Annotated in this window: 18 protein-coding genes and 1 tRNA gene; 7 read left to right on the plus strand and 12 right to left on the minus strand. The window is 66.1% G+C overall.

The features are described 5' to 3' along the window. Window positions 1–100: 100 nt before the first annotated feature. Window positions 101–550 carry a DUF6545 domain-containing protein gene (locus tag ACIBG0_RS24110; protein WP_397035223.1) on the plus strand — a complete coding sequence of 150 codons (450 nt, stop codon included), beginning with the start codon at window positions 101–103 and terminating at the stop codon, window positions 548–550. Between the two features lie 41 nt (window positions 551–591). On the opposite strand, the gene ACIBG0_RS24115 is transcribed toward ACIBG0_RS24110, so the two are convergent. Further along, window positions 592–665 (minus strand) — tRNA-Met (locus tag ACIBG0_RS24115). A 563-nt stretch (window positions 666–1,228) separates the two neighbouring features. Between ACIBG0_RS24115 and ACIBG0_RS24120 the strand changes: the two genes are divergently transcribed. Next, window positions 1,229–1,780 (plus strand): transglycosylase family protein, encoded by a 552-nt coding sequence (locus ACIBG0_RS24120; RefSeq protein WP_397035224.1) that lies wholly within the window; start codon window positions 1,229–1,231, stop codon window positions 1,778–1,780. 112 nt (window positions 1,781–1,892) lie between these two features. Here ACIBG0_RS24120 and ACIBG0_RS24125 read toward each other — a convergent pair whose 3' ends face one another. Further along, window positions 1,893–4,895: a UPF0182 family protein gene (locus ACIBG0_RS24125; RefSeq protein WP_397035225.1), complete on the minus strand. Its 3,003-nt coding sequence runs from the start codon at window positions 4,893–4,895 to the stop codon at window positions 1,893–1,895. Between the two features lie 200 nt (window positions 4,896–5,095). Between ACIBG0_RS24125 and ACIBG0_RS24130 the strand changes: the two genes are divergently transcribed. After that, window positions 5,096–5,677 (plus strand): PPA1309 family protein, encoded by a 582-nt coding sequence (locus ACIBG0_RS24130; RefSeq protein ID WP_397035226.1) that lies wholly within the window; start codon window positions 5,096–5,098, stop codon window positions 5,675–5,677. Here ACIBG0_RS24130 and ACIBG0_RS24135 read toward each other — a convergent pair whose 3' ends face one another. Further along, the gene (locus ACIBG0_RS24135) at window positions 5,678–6,703 is read right to left on the minus strand and encodes a PDZ domain-containing protein (RefSeq protein WP_397035227.1); all 1,026 of its coding nucleotides are present in this window, start codon (window positions 6,701–6,703) and stop codon (window positions 5,678–5,680) included. It abuts the gene before it with no gap. Window positions 6,704–6,830: 127 nt separating this feature from the next. Here ACIBG0_RS24135 and ACIBG0_RS24140 point away from each other — a divergent pair, with 127 nt between their 5' ends. From ACIBG0_RS24140 to ACIBG0_RS24150, 3 genes are all read left to right on the plus strand, one after another. Continuing rightward, a complete protein-coding gene (locus ACIBG0_RS24140) occupies window positions 6,831–8,240 on the plus strand; it encodes a zinc-dependent metalloprotease (protein ID WP_397035228.1) in 1,410 nt (469 codons plus the stop codon). Window positions 8,241–8,328: 88 nt separating this feature from the next. Further along, window positions 8,329–9,192, plus strand: coding sequence for a hypothetical protein (locus ACIBG0_RS24145; RefSeq protein ID WP_397035229.1), 864 nt, complete (start codon window positions 8,329–8,331; stop codon window positions 9,190–9,192). A gap of 72 nt (window positions 9,193–9,264) precedes the next feature. Next, complete coding sequence (locus tag ACIBG0_RS24150) at window positions 9,265–10,620, plus strand: ABC1 kinase family protein (RefSeq protein WP_397035230.1); 1,356 nt, start codon at window positions 9,265–9,267, stop codon at window positions 10,618–10,620. A 154-nt stretch (window positions 10,621–10,774) separates the two neighbouring features. Here ACIBG0_RS24150 and ACIBG0_RS24155 read toward each other — a convergent pair whose 3' ends face one another. From ACIBG0_RS24155 to ACIBG0_RS24175, 5 genes are all read right to left on the minus strand, one after another. Continuing rightward, window positions 10,775–11,095: a WhiB family transcriptional regulator gene (locus ACIBG0_RS24155; RefSeq protein ID WP_396958728.1), complete on the minus strand. Its 321-nt coding sequence runs from the start codon at window positions 11,093–11,095 to the stop codon at window positions 10,775–10,777. A gap of 593 nt (window positions 11,096–11,688) precedes the next feature. Next, the gene (locus ACIBG0_RS24160; RefSeq protein WP_397035490.1) at window positions 11,689–13,863 is read right to left on the minus strand and encodes an ATP-dependent DNA helicase UvrD2; all 2,175 of its coding nucleotides are present in this window, start codon (window positions 13,861–13,863) and stop codon (window positions 11,689–11,691) included. Window positions 13,864–13,946: 83 nt separating this feature from the next. Continuing rightward, the gene (locus ACIBG0_RS24165; RefSeq protein ID WP_397035231.1) at window positions 13,947–14,405 is read right to left on the minus strand and encodes a MarR family winged helix-turn-helix transcriptional regulator; all 459 of its coding nucleotides are present in this window, start codon (window positions 14,403–14,405) and stop codon (window positions 13,947–13,949) included. Further along, window positions 14,398–14,844, minus strand: a complete 447-nt coding sequence (locus tag ACIBG0_RS24170) for an EVE domain-containing protein (protein ID WP_397035232.1) — start codon at window positions 14,842–14,844, stop codon at window positions 14,398–14,400. The genes ACIBG0_RS24165 and ACIBG0_RS24170 overlap by 8 nt, the downstream gene beginning before the upstream one ends. Continuing rightward, a complete protein-coding gene (locus tag ACIBG0_RS24175) occupies window positions 14,841–15,263 on the minus strand; it encodes a hypothetical protein (RefSeq protein WP_397035233.1) in 423 nt (140 codons plus the stop codon). Before ACIBG0_RS24175 ends, ACIBG0_RS24170 begins: the two co-directional genes overlap by 4 nt. A gap of 117 nt (window positions 15,264–15,380) precedes the next feature. Between ACIBG0_RS24175 and ACIBG0_RS24180 the strand changes: the two genes are divergently transcribed. Further along, the gene (locus ACIBG0_RS24180) at window positions 15,381–15,611 is read left to right on the plus strand and encodes a mycoredoxin (protein WP_364356912.1); all 231 of its coding nucleotides are present in this window, start codon (window positions 15,381–15,383) and stop codon (window positions 15,609–15,611) included. A gap of 61 nt (window positions 15,612–15,672) precedes the next feature. Here ACIBG0_RS24180 and nudC read toward each other — a convergent pair whose 3' ends face one another. The 4 genes from nudC to ACIBG0_RS24200 all read right to left on the minus strand — a co-directional run bounded on the left by nudC (window position 15,673) and on the right by ACIBG0_RS24200 (window position 26,152). Beyond that, window positions 15,673–16,575: an NAD(+) diphosphatase gene (gene nudC / locus ACIBG0_RS24185; RefSeq protein WP_397035234.1), complete on the minus strand. Its 903-nt coding sequence runs from the start codon at window positions 16,573–16,575 to the stop codon at window positions 15,673–15,675. A gap of 23 nt (window positions 16,576–16,598) precedes the next feature. Continuing rightward, window positions 16,599–17,654, minus strand: coding sequence for a potassium channel family protein (locus ACIBG0_RS24190; RefSeq protein ID WP_397035235.1), 1,056 nt, complete (start codon window positions 17,652–17,654; stop codon window positions 16,599–16,601). A 135-nt stretch (window positions 17,655–17,789) separates the two neighbouring features. Further along, window positions 17,790–22,034, minus strand: coding sequence for a UvrD-helicase domain-containing protein (locus ACIBG0_RS24195; RefSeq protein WP_397035236.1), 4,245 nt, complete (start codon window positions 22,032–22,034; stop codon window positions 17,790–17,792). Continuing rightward, window positions 22,031–26,152 carry a PD-(D/E)XK nuclease family protein gene (locus ACIBG0_RS24200; protein ID WP_397035237.1) on the minus strand — a complete coding sequence of 1,374 codons (4,122 nt, stop codon included), beginning with the start codon at window positions 26,150–26,152 and terminating at the stop codon, window positions 22,031–22,033. The genes ACIBG0_RS24195 and ACIBG0_RS24200 overlap by 4 nt, the downstream gene beginning before the upstream one ends. Window positions 26,153–26,189 lie beyond the last annotated feature (37 nt).

A 26,189-nucleotide genomic window follows, 5' to 3' on the forward strand; every position in this document is an offset into this window, starting at 1 on the left:
CGGCACCAAAAACAAACAACCAGCCCCACATCAACCCGTCGGCAAAACCCCCACAACCTCCACCGGCACAGCCGGTGGAGGTTAAAAGACAAGCTTAGAGATGCGGCGCGACCATAACGGCCGAACAGACCCGGCCATCCGCCTGCACCGCATGATGGTCGAGATCCGCGACAGCCTGCTGCATCTCGAGCGCTACAGCGACAGCCCCGACGATCTGGCCGCCACCGGCGCTGACCCACATATCTATGCCCGCCGCATCGCCGAGGCCATTGCCACCAAAGCTGCCGGGCACCCCCCGAGCGCGAGCCGGTTCACGCCCCGGCACCAAGTCCAACCGGGGGCACGGGACCTCACCGCGGAGCTGCGCCAGCTACTCGTACTTGCCAAGGCATGGCGGCATGTCCGCGGCCTGACGAAGTCGCCATCGCGTACGTACGTGTATCCGCCAGCACACGGACGCGGTGCGGCATCCTCCCCGACCTCGGCTCGGTCATCGGCCCTGGATAAGGAGCCCTGCAACGATTCCCAACGCGCGCTCGAGCACCAATGAAAAACGGCCCGGAACATTTGAGTTCCGGGCCGTTTCCCTAGTAGCGGGGACAGGATTTGAACCTGCGACCTCTGGGTTATGAGCCCAGCGAGCTACCGAGCTGCTCCACCCCGCGTCGGTAAACACAACATTACACACGTCTACGCACGGAAGGCAAATCGCTTATCTTCCAGGTGGTTTGCCCTGGTCAGGGAGCAGCGGAGACGGGCCACGGGAAGCCGGGGGACGTGGCGCACAGACGGCTCCGAGCGGCGGTGGACGCCTACCGAATCCATCCACCGAACCCGGCGAACACAGCCGCGAAAGTCGTTTCAAAGGAAAAGGCCTGTCGCCAAATGGTTTCAAACGTGACCTGAGTCACTATTTCGTAGTGATCTCGAACACATAACGGTGCTATAACCGACCGACCGGAATCCATTCTTATGGCATTTGCGACCTGCGCAAACACCGGTATACACGTTATGCGCTTCACGCAATGGCGAAGTTATCAAGATGTGATCTACCGAGATTTCTTCGTTACCGTCGAGCCACGGCCCGGATCAGACGTGATGGGCTCGAACTCGAACCGCCGAACACCGGCGACCCTGTCCCGCGGTTCGAGGATCCCCGACACACCTGGGGGCAGGGACTCGGCATTTTGCATTACCGGGGGCGGTGGGCGCAGGGAGGGAATACAACATGTCGAAGCACCGAAAGCTCAGCACCCGCGCCCTCGGCTATGCCGCTGTCACCGGCGCAATCGTTGCCGTCCCGTTCGGTCTTTCCACCGGCACCGCAGCCGCCGCCCCGGCGCACAATTGGGATGGCGTCGCGCAGTGCGAAAGCGGTGGCAACTGGGGTATCAACACCGGAAATGGCTACTACGGCGGTCTGCAGTTCTCGCAGAGCACCTGGGCGGCCAACGGTGGCCACGGTTCCGCCAATAGCGCAAGCAAGGAAGAGCAGATCCGGGTGGCCGAGAATGTGCTCGCCACCCAGGGTGCGGGCGCCTGGCCGGTCTGCGGTCAGTACCTGCGCGCCGGTGAGTCCGAGCCGAGCCCGGCCCCGGCCGTCGTCGAGCCGGAGCCCGCCGCTCCTGAGGCCGCCCCCGCCCCGGTCTCCAGCGTCAAGGGCGCCATCGAGCAGGCCAAGTCCGCTGGCTACCAGCTGGCCAAGCAGAACGGCCTGGATGGCCAGTACCAGCAGCTGCTGGACCAGCACGGCGCACTGATCGACTCGTTCGGTCGCTGACGTAAGAATTCGACGTCACTCGGCAACGGCGCCGAGGCGGACGTCGGTTCGACGTCAATGAGAACGGCCCTGTCACCCGATTCCTTCGGGTGACAGGGCCGTTCTCGTTGGATCAGCGACCGGCGTCCTGATATGCCTTCACAGCGGCGTCCAGTTCCTCCAGCGCCTTGCCGAAGTCCTGGAAGTTCCCGGACTTCATGGCATTTCGCACAGTCTCGATCTTCTTGCTCAGCTCCGCGGCAGCGGCGTCCTTGGCGCCGGATCCGGTCGCGGGCGGGGGCGTGGTGCCCTGCGCCGGCGGTGTCGTGCCTTGCGTCGGCGGCGTTGCGCCGTGATCCGTCGGTGGCGCGGTACCCGGTTTCGGTCTGCTCGCCGGATCACCGCCGAATGGCGTGGCCAGCGAACCCGTTCCGGGCAGCACCTGATTCAGCGCATCGGCCAGGGTGGAGGCGAAGCCGACCTTCACACTGCCCGCCACATCGCGATAGCTCACCAGTACCCGCAGCAACTGCGGGAAGGTGGAGCTGCCCGCACCGGTATTTCGCTCGTTGTAAAACGGCTCCACATAAAGGATCCCGCCGTCGGCGATCGGCAGTGTCAGCAGATTGCCATATCTGATCTTGTTCGAGTTCGACAGCAGTGTTTTCTGACTGGAGACTTCCGGGGCCGTCGTCATACTGTTCTGCGTTTGCTGCGGACCTTGCGTCTGCGTATCAGTCGGCAATTGCAAGATCGTGAATTTGCCGTATCCGTCCGGATCCGAACGCACCGAAATATAGGCGGACAGGAACTGCCGGTTGTAGCCGACCATGGCGCTGGTCAGATTGAATACCGGCTTATTGTTCGCCGACGCATCACCCAGCAGCACGTAGTACGGCGGCTGATTGAAGGTCCCACCCTCGGTGGTCGGGTCGCTCGGCACCGACCAGAAAGCGTTGTTGGTGAAGAACTCTCGCGGATTGTCCACGTGGTATTTGGTCAGCATTTCGCGCTGCACCTTGAACAGATCCTCCGGATAGCGGAAGTGCGCGCGCAGTTCCGGTGAGATGTCGCTCTCCGGCTTGACCGCGCCCGGGAACACACCGCGCCAAGCCTTGAGCACCGGGTCGGTCGAGTCCACCTCGTAGAGGGTCACCGTGCCGTCGTAGGCATCGACGGTGGCCTTCACCGAATTGCGGATGTAGCTGACCTCCTTGCGCGGCAACAGCCTTCCGGTCTTCTTATCGATGCTGTCCTCGACCGCGCCCTCCAGCGAGGTGGTCTGCGCGTACGGATAGTTGTCCAGCGTGGTGTACGCATCGACGATCCACTGGATCCGGCCGTTGACCACCGCGGGATAGGCATTGCCGTCGGTGGTCAGCCATGGTGCCACCTTCTGCACCCGCTCACGCGGGCTGCGGTTGAAGATGATCTTGGAGTTGTCGCCGATGGCCGAGGAGAACAGCAGATTGCGCTCGGTGTACTTGGCCGCGAAGGCCAACCGGTTGAACCAGTTCCCGATTGAGACGCCACCCTTGCCGTTGTAGGTGAATTGCGCTGTGTCGGAATCGTATTCGCGCGGATGCTGACCGTTGGAGGCACCTACGATCGCGTAGTCCGGATTGGACTGTGAGATCAGCTCGCCGTAATAGACGCGCGGCTGGTCGACCTTGATCTGCTGCTGGTCGGTCGAGTTGAACAGGTCGCTGACCAGGAAGATGGGGTAGCCGCTGTCGCTGCTGCCGCCGGTGTTGGCATTGGGGTCCTCGTACTGCGGCCGGTTCACCCGGTTGGCGGGCGCCGCGACGAAGCCGTTGCCGTGGGTGTAGACGGTGTGCTTGTTGATCCAGTCGGTCTGGTTACCGCTCAGCGCCGAGGGATGCAGTTCGCGGGCGGCCACGATGTAGTCCTGGATATCACCGTTGAGGTTGTAGCGGTCGATATCCAGCGACTCCGGGAAGCCATAGAAGTTCTTCAGCTGCTTGAGCTGAGTGAAGGTAGGCGACAAGATATTCGGGTCGAGCAGGCGGGCGTTGCCGATCGTCGCCGCATCCACCGGAACTTCCAGCGGACTCTTCGAACTATCGCCCTTGTAGTCCTTGTACTCGATCTTGTCCGAGGTGATGCCGAACGCCTGCCTGGTGGCGGCGATATTGCGTTCGATGTACTCGCTCTCTTTGTCGGCGGCATTCGGACGCACCGAGAACTGCTCGACCACCAGCGGCCATACCGCGCCGACCAAGACCGAGGAGAGCACGAGCAGCGCGGCCGCCATGGCGGGCACCCGCAGATCGCGCAGCACGATACCGGCGAAGAAGGCGATCGCGCAGATCACCGCGATGGACAGCAGGATCAGCTTCGCGGGCAGTACGGCGTTGATATCGGTGTAGGAACCACCGGTGAAGGTCGGCTCCTTACGACTGCTCGACAGCAGCTCGTAGCGGTCGAACCAGTAGGCAATCGCCTTGAGCAGCACGAAGATTCCGGCGATGACCGCGAGCTGGATGCGCGCGGGCCTGGTGAGCGTGCCCTCGCGCCCGGTCAGGCGCAGGCCACCGAAGACGTAGTGCGTCACCAGACTGGCGAAGAAGGCGATGACGACCGCGACAAACAGCCAGTTCAGCACCATCCGGTAGAACGGCAGGTCGAAGGCGTAGAAGCCGACATCGAGGCCGAACTGCGGATCCTTCTGGCCGAAAGAATCGCCATTGAGGAACAGTTGCACGGTGACCCAATTCGACTGCGCCACCAGGCCGGAGAGCACACCGAGCACCAGCGGGATGCCGATCCCGAACAGCTTGAGCCGACTCATCACGGTGGTGCGGTAGCGCGCGATCGGATCGTTCGGCCCGGCCACGGGCACGAATACCGGCCTGGTCCGGTAGGCCAGCAGCAACGCCAACCACACGACGAGACCGACGAACAGCGCGACGACGATGAACAACAGGATCCGCGTACGCAGCACGGTGAGATAGACATTGCGGAAACCGACCTCGCCGAACCACAACCAGTTCGTATAGGTGTCGGTCAGCCGCGGTCCCAGCAGCAGCAGCGCCGCCAGAATGATGGCCGCCACCAGCAGCACTCGGCTGCGTCGGGACAACGAAGGTAAGCCGGTGGGGGGCCGCATGCCCACGATGCCACTCTCCAAGGTCCGGCGGCGCGCGCACCGATTTCTCAGCCGTGACACCGCAGTCCGATGTTGCAGGTGGTCCAAAGCGGACCGTTTCGGCCCACTCTACGGAATCTGAGAGGGTACAGACCGCTGGGTTGCGATTGGTCTGCGATTACGCACGCACCGACCTATCGATTCCGGGTGTTTGATTGGATATCGATGTGACCGCAGACCTGCACGCCGAACTCGTCCTCGCCCGTTCCGTCCGTGAAGTGGCGGAATTCGTCGATGGCGAGGGCTGGGGCAGACCGCCGCAGATGTTCGCGCTGGTGCCGACTGTCGATCTGGTCGCGGCTGAGCCCGGATTGCTCGATCAGCTGGATCAGGGCAGCGAATTGACTCCCATTGCCCAGGAGTCCTTCCCGGCGGACATCACCGGCGGATCGATGGCGCTCGACGAATTCCTCGCCACCACCAGCTGGCCCGATGCCGTGAGCGGCTGCGTGCTCGTCCAAGAGATCGTCGTGCTGCCGCCGGATGCCGAGACCACCCTCGACGACGCGCTCACCCCGCTACTCGCCGATCATGAGGCCGCCGACGCCGCAGCGCGCGCCGCCGCCGAGACGCATCCGGGGCGACGCACCGCCCGGCTGTTCGCCGCGGTACTGCGCACCGGCGCGGATCTGTGCCTGCTGCAGGTCAAGCCCGAGGACGACGTCGACGACTTCGGCGATCTCGACCTGCGCACCTATCCGAATCTGGCGCCCAACCTCATCGAGGCACTGCACCACACCATGGAGTGATCAGCCGCAGGAGACGGTCTGGCGACCGGCGTTGATGTCGTTGAGGGATTGCACCGCGCCGGTGAGGTTTTCGACCTTCACCAGGCGCAGGCCGTCGGGTGTGCGCTGTTTGGCCTCATTACAGTTGGCGGCCGGGACCAGGAAGGTCTCCGCACCGGCATCGCGCGCGGCCATCATCTTGTACTGGATGCCGCCGATCGGGCCGACCTTGCCGTCCTGATCGATGGTTCCGGTACCGGCGACGAACTTGCCGCCGTCGAGTTCACCGGGCGTGAGCTTGTCGATCAGCGCGAGGCTGAACATGAGACCGGCCGACGGTCCGCCGATATCGGCGAGGTTGAACGAGACCTCCATGGGCGGGCGCGCCCCCTCGGTCGGGGTCAGGCCGAGATAGCCCTTGTTCGCGTCGTCGGGGCGCGCGGCCAGAGTGATGGTCGCGGTTTGTTCGGTGTTCTCGCGCCGGTAGGTCACGGTGATCTGACTGCCCGGCACCTGCGAGGACACCGCGGTGACGACATCCTTGGGCGTGGCGATCGGTGCGCCGTTGACGCTGACCAGTTCGTCGCCCGCCTTCAGCGTCTCCTTGGCCGGACCGTCGTCGGAGACCTTGCGCACCAGAACCACCGTCGGCAGGTTCAGCAAGTGCAGCGCCGCCACTTCGGCATTGCTCTCGGAATCCTTGAAGTCCTGCTGGTTGGACTTATCGATCTCCTCGCGCGGGACACCGGGTGGGTATACCTCGGCGCGCGGGACCAGTCCGTGCTCGCCGCTGACCCAGAAGCCGAACGCCTCGAAGATATTGAGTCCGTCACGGACCGAGACCGTTGTCATATTCAGATGACCGGTCACCGGGTCGAGTTCGGCGCCGCGGACGTCGACGACCTGCTTGCCATCGACCGAGCCGAGGGTATTGAACGTGGGTCCCGGCCCGAGTGCGACAAAGGGCACAGTGAGCAGACTGCCCACCACACCGAGGACGAGCACCGGGATCAGGGCGGCCACCAGGGTCAGGATCCGACGATTCACCTGGACCACAGTAGTGATCGCCATCGCGCCCGGTCGTGCGAGGCGCATATTTACCGGCGTACGCGCGCCGGGGATTTCGCGCCGCGCGAACATCGACCCCCTACACCGCGCGCGTAAGGTTTGGAGTATGAGTGACCTCCCCTTCGGATTCTCGAACCGCGATGATGACGACCGGAACCGCGGCGACGAGCCGAGCGGTGCCGGGGCGAACGATCCGTTCGGTTTCGGCGGAGCGGGCGCGGGCGGTTTCGATCCGGCCCAGCTCGGTCAGATGCTCACCTCACTCGGCCAGATGCTCAGCGGGATGGGGCAGCCCGGTTCGGCGCAATCCGGCCCGGTCAATTACGACGTGGCCAAGCGATTGGCCCGCCAGCAGCTCGGCACGAGTGTGACGCCGGTCTCCGAGAGCACGGTCAAGGCCGTTGCCGATGCCGCGCGTCTGGCCGAACTGTGGCTCGACGGCGCTACCACACTGCCCGCGGGCACCAGCAGAACCGCGGCTTGGACCGCCAACGATTGGATCGAGGAAACGCTGCCGACCTGGAAGCGGCTGTGCGATCCGGTGGCCGAACAGATCTCCGGCATGTGGACCGCGCAATTGCCCGAGGAGGCACGCGAATTCGCCGGTCCGATGGTCGGCATGCTCGGTCAGATGGGCGGACTCGCCTTCGGCTCGCAACTCGGGCAGGCGCTCGGCCAACTCGCCAAGGAGGTGCTGACCTCCACCGATATCGGACTGCCGCTCGGCCCGACCGGCACCGCGGCACTGCTGCCAGCGGCCATCTCGGAGTTCAGCGCGGGACTCGAGCAGCCCGAAAGCGAGATCCTGGTCTTCCTCGCGGCCCGCGAAGCCGCCCATCAGCGCCTGTTCGGACATGTGCCGTGGCTGCGTCAGCAGGTGCTCGGCGCGGTCGAGGGCTATGCGCGCGGCATCAAGATGGACTTCTCCGCGCTGGAATCGGCGGCCCAGAATATCGATCCGATGTCGCTGACCGATCCCTCGAAACTCGAGGAGATCCTGTCCCAGGGCGCGTTCGAACCGCAGACCACCCCGGAGCAGAAGCAGGCGCTGGAGCGGCTGGAGACGCTGCTGGCCCTGATCGAAGGCTGGGTGCAGGTCGTGGTCACCGAGGCGATCGGTGACCGCCTGCCCGGCGCGGGCGCACTCGCCGAAACGCTGATCCGCCGCCGCGCCACCGGCGGTCCGGCCGAGCAGACCTTCGCGACGCTGGTCGGACTCGAGCTGCGGCCCCGCAAGCTACGTGAGGCGGCGGCGCTGTGGCGGCGGCTGACCGCTGATGCGGGCATCGATGCCAGGGACGCCGTCTGGGCGCATCCGGATCTACTGCCGGACTCCAATGATCTGGACTCCCCCGCGGGTTTCATCGATTCGGTGATCGGCGGCGGCGTGGACGCCTTCGACGATCCGCTGGCCCAATTGGCCGAAACCGAGGCACGCGAAAAGGCCGAACGCGAGGCCGCCAAGGGTGACGGCGAATCCGGCCCGGACCTCGGCAAGGACACCGACGCGTCCTGAGACGTGTCCTGTTGATAGGCGCGAATTCCTGTGGATTACTACAGGATTCGCGCTGATCCGTCGATGACCCGCTCCGCATACTGCTGCCATGACGACGAGGCGGATGTGCGGGCCGATGCTGGCGCCGCGGGTGACCGTATTGGTTCGGTCGTCCGGGGTCGTGCAATTGGGGTGGGATCCGGAGCGGGCGCTGCTACTGGATCGGACCGCATTGGATACCGAAGCCGTGCTGGCATTCCTTCGGCTGCTCGACGGTATGCACAGTCGCCCGCAGGTCATCTGGCGGGCCGGGCAATGTGGGATCGAACCCGAGGACGCGGCGGAGCTGCTGAATCGCATCGATGACGCGGGTCTGCTGCTGCATCCGGATCCGCGACTGGGACGGCTGCGTTCGGTGCGGGTGCACGGGCTCGGCCCGCTCTCGGATGCGGTCGCGACCGGATTGCGGCGGCTCGGGCTGCGGCCGATGCGCTCGCGCGGGTACCGCCCCGATAGTTCGGTGCTGGATTGGCACGGTGAGCTCGTGGTGCTTACCGATGCGCTCGTGATTGAGCCGCGCCTGGCCAATGATCTTGTGCTGCACGGGATTCCACATGTGCAGGTGCGCATTCGCGATGGCAAAGGCGTAGTTGGACCGCTGGTCTTTCCCGGCTTGACGAGCTGTCTGCGCTGCCTCGATCTGACCCGCTGTGAGTACGACCCGGAGTGGCCGCAGCTGGCGAGCCAATTACTCGGCCGAGTCGGGCACGCCTCACCGGCCGGAATCCTGGCGACGGCGGCATTGCTGCTCGGCGAACTCGAGGCGATCATGGACTGTTCTCCTGAGCGTCAGCTCGACACGATGAACACCACGATCGAACTCGAACTCGATACACATCGGATCTCGCGGCGGGAATGGCCGCAGCACGACGGCTGCGGATGCCGCCGTATTTTCTCTGCTCCGACCGGATGAGAGTGTCGATTCTTACAGTCCGCTAGGCAACGACATCAAGATTGTCGTGGCGATCGCACGGGTCCGTCCGCCATGATGGGTTACGTGTCTGAGATCGTGCGCCGTCGCTCGTCCCGCAATGCCAAGTTAGCCAAGATTCCGCTGGGTATCGCCGGACGAGCCGCCGTCGGATTCGGTAAGAAGCTGGCCGGTGGCGACAAGGGGGAGATCAACGCCCAGTTGAACCAGAAGGCCGCCCAGCAGTTGTTCACCGTGCTCGGTGAGCTCAAGGGCGGTGCGATGAAGTTCGGTCAGGCGCTGAGCGTCATGGAGGCCGCGGTGCCCGAGGAATTCGGCGAGCACTATCGCGAGGCACTCACCAAACTGCAGGCCGCCGCGCCGCCGATGCCCGCCGAGACCGTGCACCGGGTCCTGGACCAGCAGCTCGGCACCCAGTGGCGGCAGCGCTTCACATCCTTCGACGACGCCCCGGCCGCATCGGCGAGCATCGGCCAGGTGCACAAGGCGGTGTGGTCGGACGGCCGAGCCGTCGCGGTGAAGGTGCAGTATCCCGGCGCCGACGAGGCGCTGCGCGCCGATCTCAAGACACTGTCGCGGATGACCGGTCTGATCGCTTCGGTGATTCCGGGCGCGGATGTGAAGCCGCTGCTCGCCGAGATCACCGAACGCACCGAGGAGGAACTCGATTACCGCAACGAGGCCGCCAATCAGCGCGCCTTCGCCAAGGCCTTCGACGGACACCCGGAGATCGTGGTGCCGAAGGTGGTGGCCAGCGCGCCGAAGGTGATCGTGACCGAATGGCTGGACGGCACGCCGGTCTCACAGATCATCAAGCAGGGGGTCGAGGATCCGGAAGGCACCCGTGCGCTGCGCAATCGCGTCGCCGGATTGATGGGCAAATTGCACTTCTCCTCGCCGGAGACCGTCGGTCTGCTGCACGCCGATCCGCATCCCGGCAACTTCATGATGCTGTCCGACGGCAAACTGGCCGTCATCGATTTCGGCGCCTGCGCGCCCATGCCCGACGGCTTCCCAGAGGCCCTCGGCCGGATGCTGGCCCTCGCACTCGACGAACGCTTCGATGAACTGGTCGAGCTCATGTACGACAACGGCTGGGTGATTCCGGGCCGGACCGTTACCGATAAGGAGATCGCGGACTATCTGCGGCCGTTCACCGATCCGATCCAGACCGACTCGTTCCACTTCACCCGCAAGTGGATGCAGCGGGTGGCGGGTAAGGCCTCCGATATCGGCAGTCCGGATATGAAGACCGCGCGGGCACTACAGTTGCCCGCGCAGTACGTGATGATCTTCCGCGTGCTCGGCGGTTCGGTCGGCATTCTGGCCCAGCTCGATGCGGAGCTGCCGTTCATGCAACTGGTGCGGGCCTGGATGCCTGGCTTCCGCGAGGAGCGCTCCGCTAGCTGAAGCTCGAAAGAGATTGGCCGAGAACGCAAACGAGCCGCCCACCGGATCTCACGGTGAGCGGCTTGTTTGCTTTCTCGTTCCTGGGCCCTACCCGGAACGGATTCGGCCGTTTCCGGATAGGCCTCAGCGACCGGAGGGAGGGGAATCACAGATCTCATGCCGAGATCGCGACCTTGCGTGGACGTCCACGCGGGCGCTTGCGGGCGATCACGACACCCTGGTCGAAGATCTCACCGCCCCAGACACCCCACGGCTCGCCCCGATCCATGGCCGCGGTCAGGCAGCCCTTTCGGATGGGGCAGGACGCGCACAGCGCCTTGGCCTGCTCCAACTGGACCGGGCTCTCGGCGAACCAGAGATCGGGGTCTCCGGCTCGACAAGGCAGGACCTTTGTGACCTCCCGGGGGCGGGTGGGCCGTGCCACGGTTCGGCATGTCACGTCAGTAGTGGCTTGTGGCCTCTCTGCGGTGAACACGTCGTTCTCCTTCAGCTCGTTTGCAGCGGTACGTTTCGTTCGTTCCGCGAAACCGAGGCCGGTTGGCTGAAGGGCCGGTAAAAATACTGGCCACGGTTTCGCTTCGGGCGATCCGTGGCCAGGAGGTCGGGGGGTGTTCCCTACCTAGTTCGACATCTCTGTCGAATCCTGATCACGGTCGCTGGGTGTGCGGTGCGGCGGAGGCGTGCTGCCCGCAGATCTGCCGGTGCATATCCGGCCTCAACTGCGAAGACACCGGCTTTTGCCGTAATGGCAAAGGCCGGGTGCCAGCCCGCGCTTGGCTTGTCCTGAATGACGACGCGACTCGGGGAATGCATGCTCATGGCTTTGCCTTGATCCCCGAATACGCCGACACCGGACAGACCGATCCCCTGCAAAGCAGCGAGGATCCCCCGGGAGGCCGACATGACGGGCGCAGCATTCACCGCAACGCCAGTGGCGCTGAAGTTCGTATTGCCATTCATCGGTCTGCCTCCCTCCTGTACTCGTGTCGGTAACTCTGCGCGCCGAGATGACCTCCCGGTGCGTGAAATCCACCATATGTGTTGCCGCTCATTGCGACAACCTATTTTCTACCTGCGGTTTTGTGGGCTTGACCGCAGCCGCGATGCCACTATCGACAACACCTCGGCCCCGTACTGCTCGAGCTTCTTCGCCCCGATTCCGGGTATGGCGGCGAGTGCGGTGTCATCGGCGGGCAGTTGCTCGGCGATCGCGGTGAGTGTGGTGTCGGTGAAGATCACGAACTCGCGCACCCGCAGATCCTGCGCTTTCTCCTCGCGCCACGCCTGTAGCGCCGCGAGTAGCTCGGCGTCGAGTTCGGCCGGGCAGCGGCGGCAGCGGCCGAGCATGGTGGCGTAGGTGCCGATCAATGGTTTGGCACATACCCGACAGGTCGGGCGCACACCATTCGAGGCAGTGTCGGCAACAGGTGCGGCGATTCGCGAGGCCGGCGAGTCGTCGGGCACCAGGCCGTTGAGGAATCGCGAGCGCCGCCGCGTACGCCTACTGCCCCCGCCGCGCGAGAGCGCCCAGGACAATTGCAGATACTCGCGTGCCCTGGTCACGCCGACGTAGAGCAGTCGCCTTTCCTCTTCGAGCGCCGCCTGATCGGCGACCGAGCCGTCGTCGCCGAGCACATGCGCGATCGGCAGCGTGCCGTCGGCGACGCCGACCAGGAATACCGCGTCCCACTCCAAGCCCTTCGCCGCATGCAACGATGCGAGGGTTACGCCCTGGACGGTGGGTGGGTGCCTGGCCTCGGCGCGTGCGGCCAACTCGCGCAGCAAGCCGATCAAGTCGAGTGCTTCGTCGTGGTCGACCAACTCTTCGGTCAGGCGCACCAGCGCCATCAACGCTTCCCAACGCTCGCGCGCCTGGGCTCCCGCGGGTTCGGTCGCGGTAAGTCCGACGGGCGCGAGTGCGGCGCGCACCAAGGTAACCAAGGCCTTACCACTGCGGGACTGGTCGGGGAGATCCTCGCGAGCGGCTACCTGGCGCAGTGCAGATATGGCTTGCCTGACCTCATTTCGGGCGAAAAACCCCTCGCCACCGCGGACCTGGTACGGAATGCCGAGTTCGGTCAGCGCCTGTTCATAGGCCTCGGACTGCGCGTTGATCCGATAGAGCACGGCGATTTCGGCGGGGGGCGTGCCCGCGGCGACCAGTTTCTTGATAGACCGCGCGACCGCATGGGCCTCGGCCGGGCCGTCATCGAATTCGGCGAATACCGGTTCCGGGCCGTCGTCGCGCTGGCCGACCAGTTGCAGCCGGGTGCCCGCGATGCGACCGCGCGCGGCGCCGATCACCCGGTTGGCCAGTGAGACCACCTGCGGCGTCGAGCGATAGTCGCGTTCCAGCCGGACCACCGTCGCCTCCGGAAAGCGGCGGGAGAAGTCGAGCAGATAACTCGGGGTGGCACCGGTGAAGGAGTAGATCGTCTGGTTCGCGTCGCCGACCACGGTCAAATCGTCGCGGTCGCCGAGCCAGGCGTCGAGCACCCGCTGCTGCAATGGCGTGACGTCCTGATATTCGTCGACCACGAAACTGCGGTAGCGCCCGCGGAATTCGTCGGCCACCGACGCGTAGTCCTCCAGCGCGGCGGCGGTGTGCAGCAGCAGATCGTCGAAGTCGAGCAGTAGTCCGTCCGGTGTTGTCTTCAACTTCTCGTAGCCGCTGTAGGCGGCCGCGACCCGCATCGGGTCATACGGCGGCTCGCGGCGGTGTTTGGCCACGGCCGCCGGATAGTCCTCCGGCGCGATAAGAGTGGCCTTCGCCCATTCGATTTCGGTGAGCAGATCGCGCACGGCTTCGGTGTGCGAGGACAATCCGGCCTGGTGCGCGGCCTGTGCCACGACCGGAAATTTGCGATCGAGCAACTGCCACGGCACATCGCCGACGATCTGCGGCCAGAAGTATTTGAGCTGGCGTAGCGCGGCCGCGTGAAAGGTGCGCGCCTGCACCTGATTGGCCTCGCCGCCGAGACCGAGCGCACGCAGACGGTTGCGCATCTCCCCCGCCGCGCGCGCGGTGAATGTCACCGCGAGCACCTGGTCGGCCTTGACGTGTCCGGCGGAAACCAGATGCGCGATGCGGTGGGTGATGGTTCTGGTTTTGCCGGTACCGGCACCGGCGAGCACACAGACCGGACCCCGGGGCGCGCGGACGGCCGCGGCTTGTTCGGGGTCCAGCGAGTCCAACTCCGGGCGAGTGGGCTCGCTAGTACTGGTTGCCGACACGACACACATCATGGCAGTGCCCGCCGACAAGTGGTCGCGCAAGGGATCCGGTCCGGATCGGACTCCGCCGTTTCGCGTGCTCGGTCGCGCGGCTAGCGATCGCGTAGGCGACGCAGCGCACTCGCGAACGCGCTCGTATCGCCGTCGAGCGGGGCGAAGAATTCGTGGTCGCAGTTCTCGACCGCGATTATCGCCCGATTCGCCAGTGCCACACCGGCTTCGGTGGGCACGAGGGCCTTGGCCCTGCGGTCGTGCGGATGGTCACGGCGCTCGAGCAGCCCCTTCTGCTCGAGTGCGCGCAACACCTGGGAGGTCATCATCGGGTCGGTGGCGGCGTGGGCGGCCAGATCGCGCTGCATGACCGGTTCGTCGCGTCCCGCGGCGAGGTAGGTCAGCGCGGCCAGTAGGACGAACTGCACGTGGGTGAGGTCGTAGCAGGCGAGGGCCGCGCGCTGAGCGGCCTGCCACCGGTTGGTCACCTGCCAGAGCAAGAGGCCGGGACTTTCATCTGCCTCGGCGAATCGGCTGCGCAGGCCGCGGTCCTCACTCATCTGCCTCCTTTACCACTGGTTCATCGATCATCGCCTGTGCGATCACCGCGAAATCGTGCGCGGTCAGTTCGACCAGTCCACGGCGCAGCACCATGCCCCAATTCGGCGTACTCGTGAGATCCAGTTCACCGCGCAGTTCGTCGATCGGTATCTCGCGAGCATCGGTCCGATAGTGCACTGCGCGCCGCCACGGCTGGAAGCAGCCACCTTCCTGCGGATCCGCCTGCCAGACCGGCCGGTCGTCGATGGTGCCGATAGCGGTGAAGGATCGGATCTGCGCACCGCTGCGCATACCCTCGCGCGGCGAGTAATAGAGGAATGCGTCGCCGGGACGCATGCGTTCGAGCGGCGTCCGCTTGCCATGGTTGACCTGGACGATGCCGAGTTCGACACCGCGGCGCACATGATCCCGGGAGACCACCCCCAGCCAGTACTTCATACGAGCACCGCCTCGGCCGCGGCGACGAGCGCACGCAGATCGGGCTCCACCGAATCGGCGAGGTCCGCGCCCATCACCTTGGTCCAGAACCAGCTCAGCGGTCCCTCGATCGAGACGGTCACCGTCACCGTTGTTCGCTCGGGGCCGGTGGCGATCTGGTGGTCGAAGATCAGGCGGGCGCCGATGAGCTTGGAGACATCGACGAACTCGGTCTCGGAAAGCCGCTCGACGATGAACGGCACCTCGGGACCGCCCTTCGGCTTCAAAGCGCCGGCGGCACCCTGGGCGAACGGGCCGTCCAGACGGACCCATTCGGTGTCGTTGTTCCATTCCGGCCAGGTGGCCATATCCGCCCATTTGGCAAAGAAGGCGGCGGGCGCCGCGGTCGACGTGGCCTGTGCGGTGGCGATCGTTGTCATGGATTTAGTATGCGCGCTTACTAAATCCCGCGCAAGTCAGGATTCGGAGTCCGGTGGAACAGGATCGGGCCGTCAAATGTTGAACCGTCCGTGACTGACGTGACTCCCGCTCTGACGATGTACTCGACCACCTGGTGCGGCTACTGCCGACGGCTGAAGAAGCAGTTGGACGAGTCCGGTATCAGCTATGTCGAGATCGATATCGAAGACGATCCCGCATCGGCCGAATTCGTCGGCAGTGTGAACGGCGGCAACCATGTGGTGCCGACGGTGAAGTTCGCGGACGGGTCAACGGCGACGAATCCGTCGCTGGCCGCGGTCAAACAGGCATTGGCCGCGCTGGCCTGATCAGGCTGCCATCGTTCCGTGCGGACCGAGTAGCCCGCACGGAACTTTCGTATGTCTTCGATCAGAGCGCGGCCCAGGACTCCACGATCGTGCGTGCGATGGAAATCGAGCCCGGCAGCAGTAATCGTGCGCCCTGGTTTTGGGCGGACCAGTCACCGACGGCCAGCGCCTCGCGCACCTCGGCCCTCGTGAACCAGTAGGCCTCGGCGATCTCGCCATCCGAAAAAATCAGCGGCTGATCGGGATCGGCGATGGCGGCGAAGCCGAGCATGAGCGAGCGCGGGAAAGGCCACGGCTGACTGCCCAGGTAGGTGATATCGCGCACGTCGAGTCCGACTTCCTCGCGCATCTCGCGCTCGACGCATCGCTCCAACGACTCCCCCGCCTCCACGAATCCGGCGAGCAGCGAGAACAGCGTCTTCGGCCAGGTGTGCTGGCGGGCCAGCAGAACCCGCTCGCCGCCGTCGTGGATCAAGCAGATGACGGCCGGATCGATCCGCGGAAACTCCTCGTGGCCGCTCTCGGTGACCCGCGACCAACCGCCCTTGGTCGCGGTGGACGCGGTGCCGTCGGCGGCATGGAATCCGGCCTTGTCATGCCAGTTCAGCAGGGCCATGGCGGAGGTGAGCAGGTCGGCGGTGAGATCGTCGAGGCCGCCCGCCATGGCGCGCAGATCGGTCAGCGTGCCGTGTAGTTCGGCATCACGTACGGCCCACACATGTTTGCCGCCGTGAATGCCGAGGAATACCGCGGCCGGACTCGGCTCGGCGGCCAGTTCGATCGCCGGTTCCAGTACCAGCGCACCATCGTCGAAGCGGAACTGCCCGCGCTTATTGATCCGGAGCAACTCGGCATCGGCCCAGCCCTCCTTCAGCGCCTGTTCGTCGGCCCGGATCTCCTCGGCACGGTCGAGCACTGAACGCGAAAGCAGTGGAACACCATTGAGCTGAAATCCAGAGGCCACGGTTCGAGACTATCGTGCCGGTATTACCGGCGTGCGTGCCGGATGTAGAGCAGCTTGTCGGTCGCTTCCAGCGCATCCACCTCGGCTTCGCCCACTCGGATCAGCTCGCCGCCACGCACCACGCCGAGCACGATATCGCTGAGATGGCGCGGGGAGCCGCCGACCTCGGACGGTTCCACATCGCGTTCGGCGACCGCGAAGCCCTGTTCGGGAGTCAGCAGATCCTCGATCATCTCCACCACGGTGGGGGTGGTGGTGGCGATGCCGAGCAACCGGCCCGCGGTCTCGGAGGAAACGACCACCGAATCCGCACCGGACTGGCGCAGCAGGTGGGTGTTCTCGGCCTCCCGGATGGCGACCACGATCTTGGCGCTCTTATTGAGTTCGCGCGCCGTGAGACTCACCAGAACGGCGGTGTCGTCCCGGTTGGCGGCGACCACCACCGAGGCCGCCCGCTGCGCACCCGCCAACCGGAGCACATCGGACTGGGTGGCCGAACCGTGCACCGTCACCAAGCCCACATTCGCCGCCGCTTCCAGCGCGACCGCATCGGTATCGACCACAACGATATCGGCGGGCTGTACGCCGTCGCCGAGCATGGCGTCGATCGCGGTGCGACCCTTCGTCCCGTATCCGACGACCACGGTGTGATTACGCATGCTGCGCCTCCAACGCTGAATCTTGAATGCCTGCCGGGAGCGCTCGGTGAGCACGCCGATGGTGGTACCGACGAGCACGATGAGGAAGAGCACGCGCAACGGGGTGATGATGACGATATTGGCCAACCTGGCCTCGGGAGTCACCGGCGCGATATCGCCGTAACCGGTGGTCGACAGCGATACCGTCGCGTAGTAGAAGGCGTCGAGGAACGACAGCTCGTCACCGGAATTGTCGTGGTACCCAGCGCGACCGAAATACACCACCAGCGCCGCGGCGAACAGCAGGCCGATCGCGAAGAGCACCCTGCGCACCAGTGAAGCCCATGGGCTGGTCTGGATTTCGGGGATGCGCAACACCCCGACCAGTGCGAAATCCGGACGACTGGACAGTCCGACACTGCGTGCGCGATCACCGAACACCGGACGCACCCGCCCCTGTACTCGCCACGGTCTCGGCCGTCTCCGGCGTTGCTTGTCCCTCCGGCACGCACGGCAGCCTACCGGGTCCTGGCACCCATGCCTGGCGCCGACGCGAACGGTGGGTGAATCTCTGAATCATTCCGGGGGCGTCGGCGCCGCATTCCGGATCAGCTCGGCCAGTTCGGCCGGGCCGGGAAGCTCGTCGGGTGCGATGGTGCGCCCGGTCCGCACGTAATGGAATGCGGCGCCGACGCGTTCGAGCATTTCCGTCTCAGTGCCGTGGTCGCGCGCCGCCATCAGCCTGGCCCAGGCCAATCGGTAGACGGCCAGCTGCATGGCGACCGCGGGCTCGTCGGCGGGTGCGGGTTCGGCGCCGGTTTTCCAGTCGACCACGATCCAGCCGCCACCGGGTTCGGCGAAGACCGCGTCCATCCGGCCGCGGATCACCGTGCCGGCGATGGAGGTTTCGAAGGGGATCTCTACTTCGAGCGGGCTGCGATGGGCCCATGGCGAGTTGAGGAAGGACTCCTGCATGGTGACCAACTCGGTGTCCAGGCCCGCGTCAGCGGCGGTGTTGTCGGCAGCACCGGGAAGTTCGTCGAAGGCGAGCAGGCGGTCGGCGGCGAACCAGCGCTGCACCCAGGCGTGGAAGGCTGTGCCGCGGCGGGCCAGCGGGTTCGGCGGGAAGGGCAGTGGGCGACGCAGGCGGGCGGCGAGTTCGGCTGGGTCGGCACGCATTTCGACCAGGGCGGTCGCGGCGATCTGGCCGGGGAGTTCGACTTCCTGGGCGATGGCTTGGTCGGCTTCGAATTCGGCGAGGAGGGCGTCGACGTCGGCGGCCCAGCCATCGGGGTCGGCGGGGTCGAGCGAATGGCTTCGGGGTGGTGCGGGTTCAGAGGTCGATGGTGTGAATTCGTCCGGGGGCGGCTCGAAGTCGTCGAAGGGCGGCACTAAGTCGTCGAGGGTAGGCCCGAACTCGTCGGGACTCGGTTCGAAGTCGCTGAGGGGTGGTTCGAGCTTGTCGGGATATGGTTCGAAGTCGCTGGGGGAAGGCCCGAACTCGTCGGGATATGGTTCGAGTTCGGGTGTGGGCAGCTGGGATTCGTCCTCCCGGTGTGGATCCGGCGCACCAAGGGTGTTCGCGGACGGTTCGTAGGAGTCATCGAGCACTGCGGGCGCATCGGGAAAGTCGGGCGGCGGAACATCGGCATACGGATCGACCGACAGTGCGGCCGCGGCGGAATCATCGGCGCGAGCAGCCGTTGTCATCGGGGCGGCAAAGTTGTCGGTGGCAGGGTCTACAGTCGGTGCCATGTCGATGTCATGGGGAGCGAGGTCCGCGAAATCGACTGAGGCAGTTGCTTTGTCACGGGTAGTAGCTTGGGCCGTACGGTTGGTGACGTCTGTGGGTTGCGCCGCGAGTTCGGCGAGGGCGGCGCGGACGAGGGACGCACCCTGTTCGATCGGGTCGCGGCGCTTGCCGAGGGGGTCGCGGGGCCATTCGGCGGTTGCGGGGTTGTCGGTGAAGGGGTTGACGGCATCGACGTCGGGGGCATCGTCCCAGCGGTCGATGGTGACCGCGCCATTGGCCGGGCTGTCAGGGGCCTCGCTGGCGTGTTTGAGTTCCAGCAGAAAATCCGATGGGCCCTTCGGTGCGGTGCCGGTTTCGGCCCAGTGGTGGGCGGAGACGAACAGGACGCGTTCGGTTCTGGTGAGGGCGACGTAGAACAGGCGCCGGTCTTCGTCGATGCGGCGGCGGTCCAGGGACTCCTTGTGGGACTTGATCGCTCGTTCCAGATCAGCGCGATCGTAGAGATCGGCGAGGTCGAGTACGGGCACGCCCTCGGCGGCATCGTCCTGTCTGCGGTCACCGCGCAGGGAAGTGGGGAGCTCGGCCAGCGCGCCGAGCCAGGTGCCCGAGGCCGCGCCGGAGGGAAAGACGCCGCGCGTCACGTGCGGTACCGCGACGATCTCCCATTCCAGCCCCTTGGCCGCGTGCACGGTCAGCACCTGGACGCGATCCCGTGCGACCTCGACTTCGCCCGGCTCGAGGCCGTTTTCAACGGATTCGGCGGCGGCGAGGAAAGCGAGCAGGCCGCCGAGCGAGGCGCCCGAATCGCTGGCGTAACCGGCGACCACCTCGGCGAAGGCGTCCAGATGTTCGCGTCCGGCACCGGCGCCGAGCATGGCGCGACGAGCCTGGGTTTCCACGCCGACGCCGATGGTGCGCTCCACATCCGAGACCAGTTCAGCGAGCGGCTGACCGCTGCGCTCACGCAATGCGGCGAGTTCTCGGCCCAATGCGACGATGCGTTGGAATCCGGACTCCGAATACTGTTCCGGTGGACCGGGGTCGGCGATCGCATCGGCCAGGCCCGCCTCTTCGGCCGGTTCGGGGGCCACCTCGCGCAATGCCTCGGCCAGTGCGGTCGAATCGGTGATCTCGTTGACTTCATTGCCGTGCAGACGGCCGATCGACAGATCTCTGGCGCGGCGGGCCAGCGCGGCGAGGTCCGCGACGCCGATGCGCCAGCGAGCGCCGGTGAGTATCCGCATGGCCGCGCTGCCCGCACCCGGTTCGGCGATCAGCCGCAGCGTCGCGACGATATCGGCGACCTCAGGGGTGGCGAGCAGACCGCCGAGGCCGACGATTTCCACCGGAAGGCCTTGTTCGCGTAGAGCTTCGGCAAGCGGGGCGGCATCGGCATTGCGACGCACCAGTACTGCCGAAGTCGGCGGCGGCACCCCTGCCTCGCGTTTGACCGCCCATTCCGCGGCGATCCGGACCGCCACCCAATTCCGTTCGTCGGCAATGGTTTCGGTGAGAGCCAGAGCAACAACGCCCGGCTCGGCATCGGGCTTCGCGCGCAGTGCGTCGACGGTTACGCCGCCGCTGTCGATAGCATTTCGGCGCAATGGTTCGGCGACCAGATTCGCCAAAGCCAATGCCTCCGGCGGGTTCCGCCAGCTGGTCAGTAGCGGCAGGATCGGCGCGGGAACGCCTGGAGCGCTCGGGAAATCGGTGGCGAACCTGGGCAGGTTGGCTGCCGACGCGCCGCGCCAGCCGTAAATGGACTGCATCGGATCGCCGACCGCGGTCACCGCCAGTCGCTGTTCGCCACGACTGGTTGCCCTTTGCTCAGCATCGGACCGACGCCCGAGCGTCGCATCGCCGTCACTCCGGCGAACCGCGGAGTCGGCCCGATGCGAGCCGGAGCCGCTTCCGCCAGCGTCGGGCACACTCCGATAAGAGCCGGGGTCGCTTCCGTCAGGCTTGAACGCACCGCGGTCGGAGCCGAAGTCGCCCCCACCGGCATCGAACTCACCGCCGTCGGAGCGAGGTTCGGCCCGGCGAACGTCGGGGTCGATCGGCGTAGGGGACGACGGGGGCTGGTCGACCCCGGTGTCAGCAGTGGACTTCGATGGGGCGGTGGCCTTGCGTGAGCGCCTTGCCTGCGGTTGCGCAGGCAATCCGCCGAAAAGCGAGGCGAGCAGGATGCGTTGGGCGTGGCCGGTGTCCTGGTATTCGTCGAGTAGGACCAGGCGGAACCGGGCGCATTCGGCGGCGGCGACTTCGGGATGTTCGGCAGCGAGGCGCGCGGCCAGGGACATCTGCGCGCCGAAATCCAATGCGCCGCGGCGGCGTAACGCCTCGGCCAACTGCTTGACCAGGGGCAGCAGGGCGACCCGTTCGCGCTGCACCTGGACGATATTCTGCAGGGCCTGGCTCGGTCCGCCGCGTTGGCGTGGGCCCGCAGGCAAAGTGTGCACCAGTTTTTCGAGTTCGGTATGGGCCTCGGCGAGTTGTTCGGGTTCCACCAGATGTTCGGCGAGTTGACCGGATAGCGCGAGCACCGCCTCGGTCACCGAGACCGGAGTGCGCTCGGTGTCGAGGTCGCCGTCCCAGTTGCGAACCACCTGGTGGGCGAGCTGCCACAGCTGGGTTTCGGTGAGCAGTGTCGCGGCGGGTTCCACCGGCAGCAGCAGGCCGTGCTGGGTGAGCAGGCGGCCCGCATATGAGTGGTAGGTGCTGATCTCGGGTTCGGCGCCGGAGAGTTGGGCGCGCAGCTCACCGTCGGTGTCGAGGTCGCGCAGCAGCGGTGAACCCGCCAGCCGGGCCAGCCGGGTGCGGATGCGGGAGGTCAACTGCTGGGCCGCTTTTCGAGTAAAGGTCAGACCGAGCACCTCGTCGGGCAGCACCAGGCGATTCGCGACCATCCACACCACGCGGGCGGCCATGGTCTCGGTTTTACCCGCGCCCGCACCGGCCACCACCAGGGTCGGTCCTGGTGGGGCCGCGATCACCGCGGCCTGCTCCTCGGTGGGTGGCGGCAGGCCGAGCGCCTCCGCGAGCCGGTTCGGCGATACGGTGCCGTTCATTCGTCGGTCACCTGCCTTCCGGTGTCCTGGACGGGACAGCTGCCCGCGACCGAACAGTGCCTGCAGCCGTCGTTGCGCATGGCGAGGTAGCTCGGGCCCTGGGTTGCGGCAGCGGCATCATGAATCGTGCCACGCCATTTGTCGAGCGCTTCGGCATCCAGCGGAGGTTGCATGCGCTGCGTTGCGCCCTCCTTGCTGCTGGGCTTGGCGACGTAGACGAGCCGCGCGCCGCCGGGTTCGCCTGTGGAGCCGGTCTCGCTGGTGTACGGACCCGAATCGCCTGCGGCAGATTCGTCCTGCGCGCGGTCGGACTCAGCAATGGTGATGTCGAGTGCGCCAGCGGCGGCCGCCACCTGATAAGTGGCGAGCTGGGCGTGGTCGGCGGCGGCCTGTTTGGTGACCGGCGACTTCCCGGTCTTCACATCGACGATGACGAACCGGCCGAAGGCATCGCGCTCCAGTCGGTCGACTCGGCCGCGGATCCGCACGGCGGGTTCGTCTTCCGTGCGCGGTGGCAGTACGCAGTCGACCGGGACCTCCACACCGGCCTGGGTCAATTCACCCCGGGTATTGCGCACCCAGGCCATGAAGGTCTCCAGCATGGCCTCGGTGCGGCGCAGTTCCTGGCGGGAATGCCAGCCGGTGCCGGGATCGATGGCCTGCCATGCCTTGTCCAATGCGGCACGGACCTGTGATTCGGGCACCTTGCCCGCCAGCGCCTGGACGAGGGTGTGCACCAGATTGCCTTTGACGGCGTGCGGGTTATCGCCGTCGGTGCCGCCGTGACGTTCCAGTGCCCAGCGCAGCGGGCAAGTGCGCAACAGCTCGACGGTGGAGGGGGACAGGGCAACCGCGGTCTCGTCGTCATCCCAAAGTGAACGCGACGAACTGAGATCGGCTGTGCCGTACCACTGGTCGGGATGCGTACCCGGCACCCCGGCGTGGGCCAGCCGGGCGAGTTGATGGGCGGCGCGCCGTCTGCGCTCTGGTTCGGCCTCGGAATCGCAGACCACCCCGCGCAATTCGGCCACCAGCGCATGCATGACCAGAGCGCGCCCCGGATCGGCGACCGGAAGCGCGCCGGGTTCACTGTCATCGTCGTGGCCGAGGAGTTCAGCCAGAAACCGAGAGGGTACGAGATCGCGTTCACCCGAGACCGATTCCACGGCCGTCACCAGCAGCGAGCGCCTGGCCCGACTGCACGCGACCAGCAGCAATCTGCGCTCCTCGGCCATGATCGGAGCAGCACGACTCACCACCTCCCCCGCGTCGATAATGCCCGCGGTGAGATCGACCAGATCCTCGGTCTGCAGCAGGGTGCCGCGCGGGCGTGGATTCGGCCAAATACCTTCCTGCACAGCGGCGACCGCGACCACATCCCACTCCCGGCCAGCGCAGGCATGCGCGCTGAGTAGCGCGACCGCATTTCCCGCCGCGGTCAGCGACCTGGTGTCGTGCGGAATCTCCTGCTGCACAAGGAATTCGACGAAACCCTCGATGCTCGCGCGCGGCAGTCGATCCACGTACGCGGCTGCGGCATCGAATAGTCCGACGGCGGCATCCAGATCGCGATCGGCCTGCATACCCGCTGCCCCACCGCGTTCGGACTGCGCCACCCATCGACGCTCCAACCGCGACCCGGTCCACAGCGCCCACAGCACATCCTCGAGACCGGCACCGCGGCGCCGAGTCTTGATTGCCCGATCGAGTGCATCGAACACCCGCTTCAGGGGCCCCGCCTCGACATCGGTCAGCCGCGCCATGATCCGACGATCGGCGCGGCCGATCAGCAGATCACGCAGCACCTCCGCCGAGGATTTGTCGACATACCCACGCCATTGCGAATCGCTGTCGTCCGGTTCAGGTGCCGAAGAGTCCCCTTCCGGGTCGCCGCTGCTCCGTGCGGAAGCGACTGCGTCTGCCTGATCGGTTCGCAGTGAGTTCCGTTCGGCCTCGCCCGCACCCAACTCAGCGCCATCCGTACTCCGCCCCGCCTCGTCGATGTCCCACTCGGCACCATCCATGCTCCGCCGGGTCTGGTCGATGCCCCGGTCCGCGGCATGTGCGCCCAGTTCAGCCTGGTTCGTGCTCCGTTCAGCGTCATCAGCGCCTCGATCGGCGCGGTCATCCACGCCACGCCCAGCGCCCGCTGCGGCCAGCTCGGACTCGCCCCGCCCCCGTTCGGAGACATCTGCACCTCGATGTACCGCGCTACCGTGTTCAGGGTCATCACTATCCGGAGCGGAATCGTCGATGTCCGATCCGGACTGGGCACTCTGCCATTCCAAATCTCGGCTACGGAATTCCGGCTCGATGCCATACCAATCGGCATCGTCGGCGATCCGCTCGACTTGGCTGATGTTCCGTTCAGCTGTCGTGACATTCCGTTCGGAGCCGTCCGCCCCAGCGGCGAAGCTTTCCTCGTCCGGCGGGAACGCTTCCTCATCCGATGGGAAACTCTGAGCGGCCCAATCGGGTTCATCACCCGACGCGGAACTCGCATATGCTCGTGCGGCCTTGATTTCGCTGCGTGCGGACTCCAGCACACTGCGTCGAATACCGCGACGCAACCGGCGCAGACTGATCTGATCGGCGCCGCCGAGTGGTCCGGCCAGCAGATCCAAGGCGTCTTCGGCCGAGAACATCGTATCGGCCGCACGTCGACGACCACGCTGCCGCGCATCCTCCGCGAGCACCGCGCGCAATGCGAGCAGCATCCAGGCCGCGCCGCGGCGGCGCGCCAATGGCGCGTCGAGTGCGGGCTGTTGTACGGGCACTCCGGCCGCCAATAGGGCGCGGCGCAGCGGAGCCAATGACAACGGCACCGAGCGGACGATCACCGCCATGCGCGACCACGGCACACCATCGGTGAGGTGGGCGCGGCGCAAATGGTCGGCGATCAGGGCCGCTTCCTTCGCGGGAGTGGCGAGTACCCGCACGCGCACCTCGGTGTCGTCGTCCTTCGCTACGGCCGCGTGATCAGATGCCGAAAAGCGTTGTGGCGCACTGCCTGGCAACTTGGCCGCGATCCGCGCGACGGCCAGTTCCACCGCGCCACCCGATCGGTGATTGTCCCGCAGGATGATTCGCTGTCCATCCGGTGCGGCCAGCTCCGCGAGGAAGCGCGAATCCGCACCGCGGAAGGCGAATATGCCCTGGTCCGGATCGCCCGCCACGACCGAGGTATGCGCGGCCGTACCCATTACCCGCACCAGCAGCGCGGCCTGCGGATCCAGATGCTGGGCATCGTCGACCAGCAGGTATCGGATCCGATTCCGTTCGGCGGCAAGCAGATCGGCATCGCCGGCCAGCGCATCCAGCGCGGCCCCGATGAGTTCGGCCGCGTCCAGCGCGGGCGCGGTCGCCTCGGGCGCTTCCACCCCGACCGACCAGCGCAGCAGCATCGACTGCTCGTAGCGGACCGCGAATTTGCCCGCCGCCACCCATTCCGGCCGACCGTGCTCGCGGCCGAGCCGCACCAGATCCTCGGGTCCGAGTCCGCGTTCGGTGGCCCGCAGCATGAGATCGCGCAACTGTTCGGCGAATCCGCCGAGGCCCAGTGCGGGCTGTAGCCGCTCCGGCCACAGACCGCTGGCTCCAGCCGCGATATCGATCAGATCGCCGCGCAGCATTTCGCGCAGTACGGCATCCTGCTCGGCACCGGTCAGCAAACGCGGCGGCGGATTGCCGTGCGCGCTGGCATGTCTGCGCAACACCGAGAACGCGTAGGAATGCAGTGTGCGCACCAGCGGTTCCCTGGTTGCGCCGGGGACCCCGCCCTCGGCGGAGCCGGGATCGGTCAGCCGAGCGGTAATGGCGTCGCGCACCATGCTCGCCGCCTGCTTCGAATGGGTCAGTAGCAGCACCGATTCCGGGTCGGCGCCCGCGGCGATGCGGTCGGCGGCCAGATCGATCAGCAGTGCTGTCTTGCCGGTTCCCGGTCCGCCGAGCACCTGCCACGGCCGCCAGTCCGGCCGAATCGGGCCGACCGTGGCCGCTGCATCGAATAGCGCGCGGACATCGGCACCCCAGGTCCGAGCCGGGGGTGCCGCCACATTCCGGCGAACAAGTCGCACCGCGCTATCCGATCGCACCACGCGGGCTATTGCAACAGACACCTCCGACACGCCACGCGGGCGATTCACCGATCGGTGA

The sequence above is a fragment of the Nocardia sp. NPDC050630 genome, from assembly GCF_044457245.1.
Lineage (GTDB): Bacteria > Actinomycetota > Actinomycetes > Mycobacteriales > Mycobacteriaceae > Nocardia.

Coding starts and splice junctions, on each gene's coding strand:
- ACIBG0_RS24110 (WP_397035223.1), top strand. CDS start 101: ATGCGGCGCGACCATAACGGCCGAACAGACCCGGCCATCCGCCTGCAC.
- ACIBG0_RS24120 (WP_397035224.1), top strand. CDS start 1,229: ATGTCGAAGCACCGAAAGCTCAGCACCCGCGCCCTCGGCTATGCCGCT.
- ACIBG0_RS24140 (WP_397035228.1), top strand. CDS start 6,831: ATGAGTGACCTCCCCTTCGGATTCTCGAACCGCGATGATGACGACCGG.
- ACIBG0_RS24145 (WP_397035229.1), top strand. CDS start 8,329: ATGACGACGAGGCGGATGTGCGGGCCGATGCTGGCGCCGCGGGTGACC.
- ACIBG0_RS24150 (WP_397035230.1), top strand. CDS start 9,265: ATGATGGGTTACGTGTCTGAGATCGTGCGCCGTCGCTCGTCCCGCAAT.
- ACIBG0_RS24160 (WP_397035490.1), bottom strand. CDS start 13,863: ATGTGTGTCGTGTCGGCAACCAGTACTAGCGAGCCCACTCGCCCGGAG.
- ACIBG0_RS24165 (WP_397035231.1), bottom strand. CDS start 14,405: ATGAGTGAGGACCGCGGCCTGCGCAGCCGATTCGCCGAGGCAGATGAA.
- ACIBG0_RS24170 (WP_397035232.1), bottom strand. CDS start 14,844: ATGAAGTACTGGCTGGGGGTGGTCTCCCGGGATCATGTGCGCCGCGGT.
- ACIBG0_RS24175 (WP_397035233.1), bottom strand. CDS start 15,263: ATGACAACGATCGCCACCGCACAGGCCACGTCGACCGCGGCGCCCGCC.
- ACIBG0_RS24180 (WP_364356912.1), top strand. CDS start 15,381: ATGTACTCGACCACCTGGTGCGGCTACTGCCGACGGCTGAAGAAGCAG.
- ACIBG0_RS24195 (WP_397035236.1), bottom strand. CDS start 22,034: ATGAACGGCACCGTATCGCCGAACCGGCTCGCGGAGGCGCTCGGCCTG.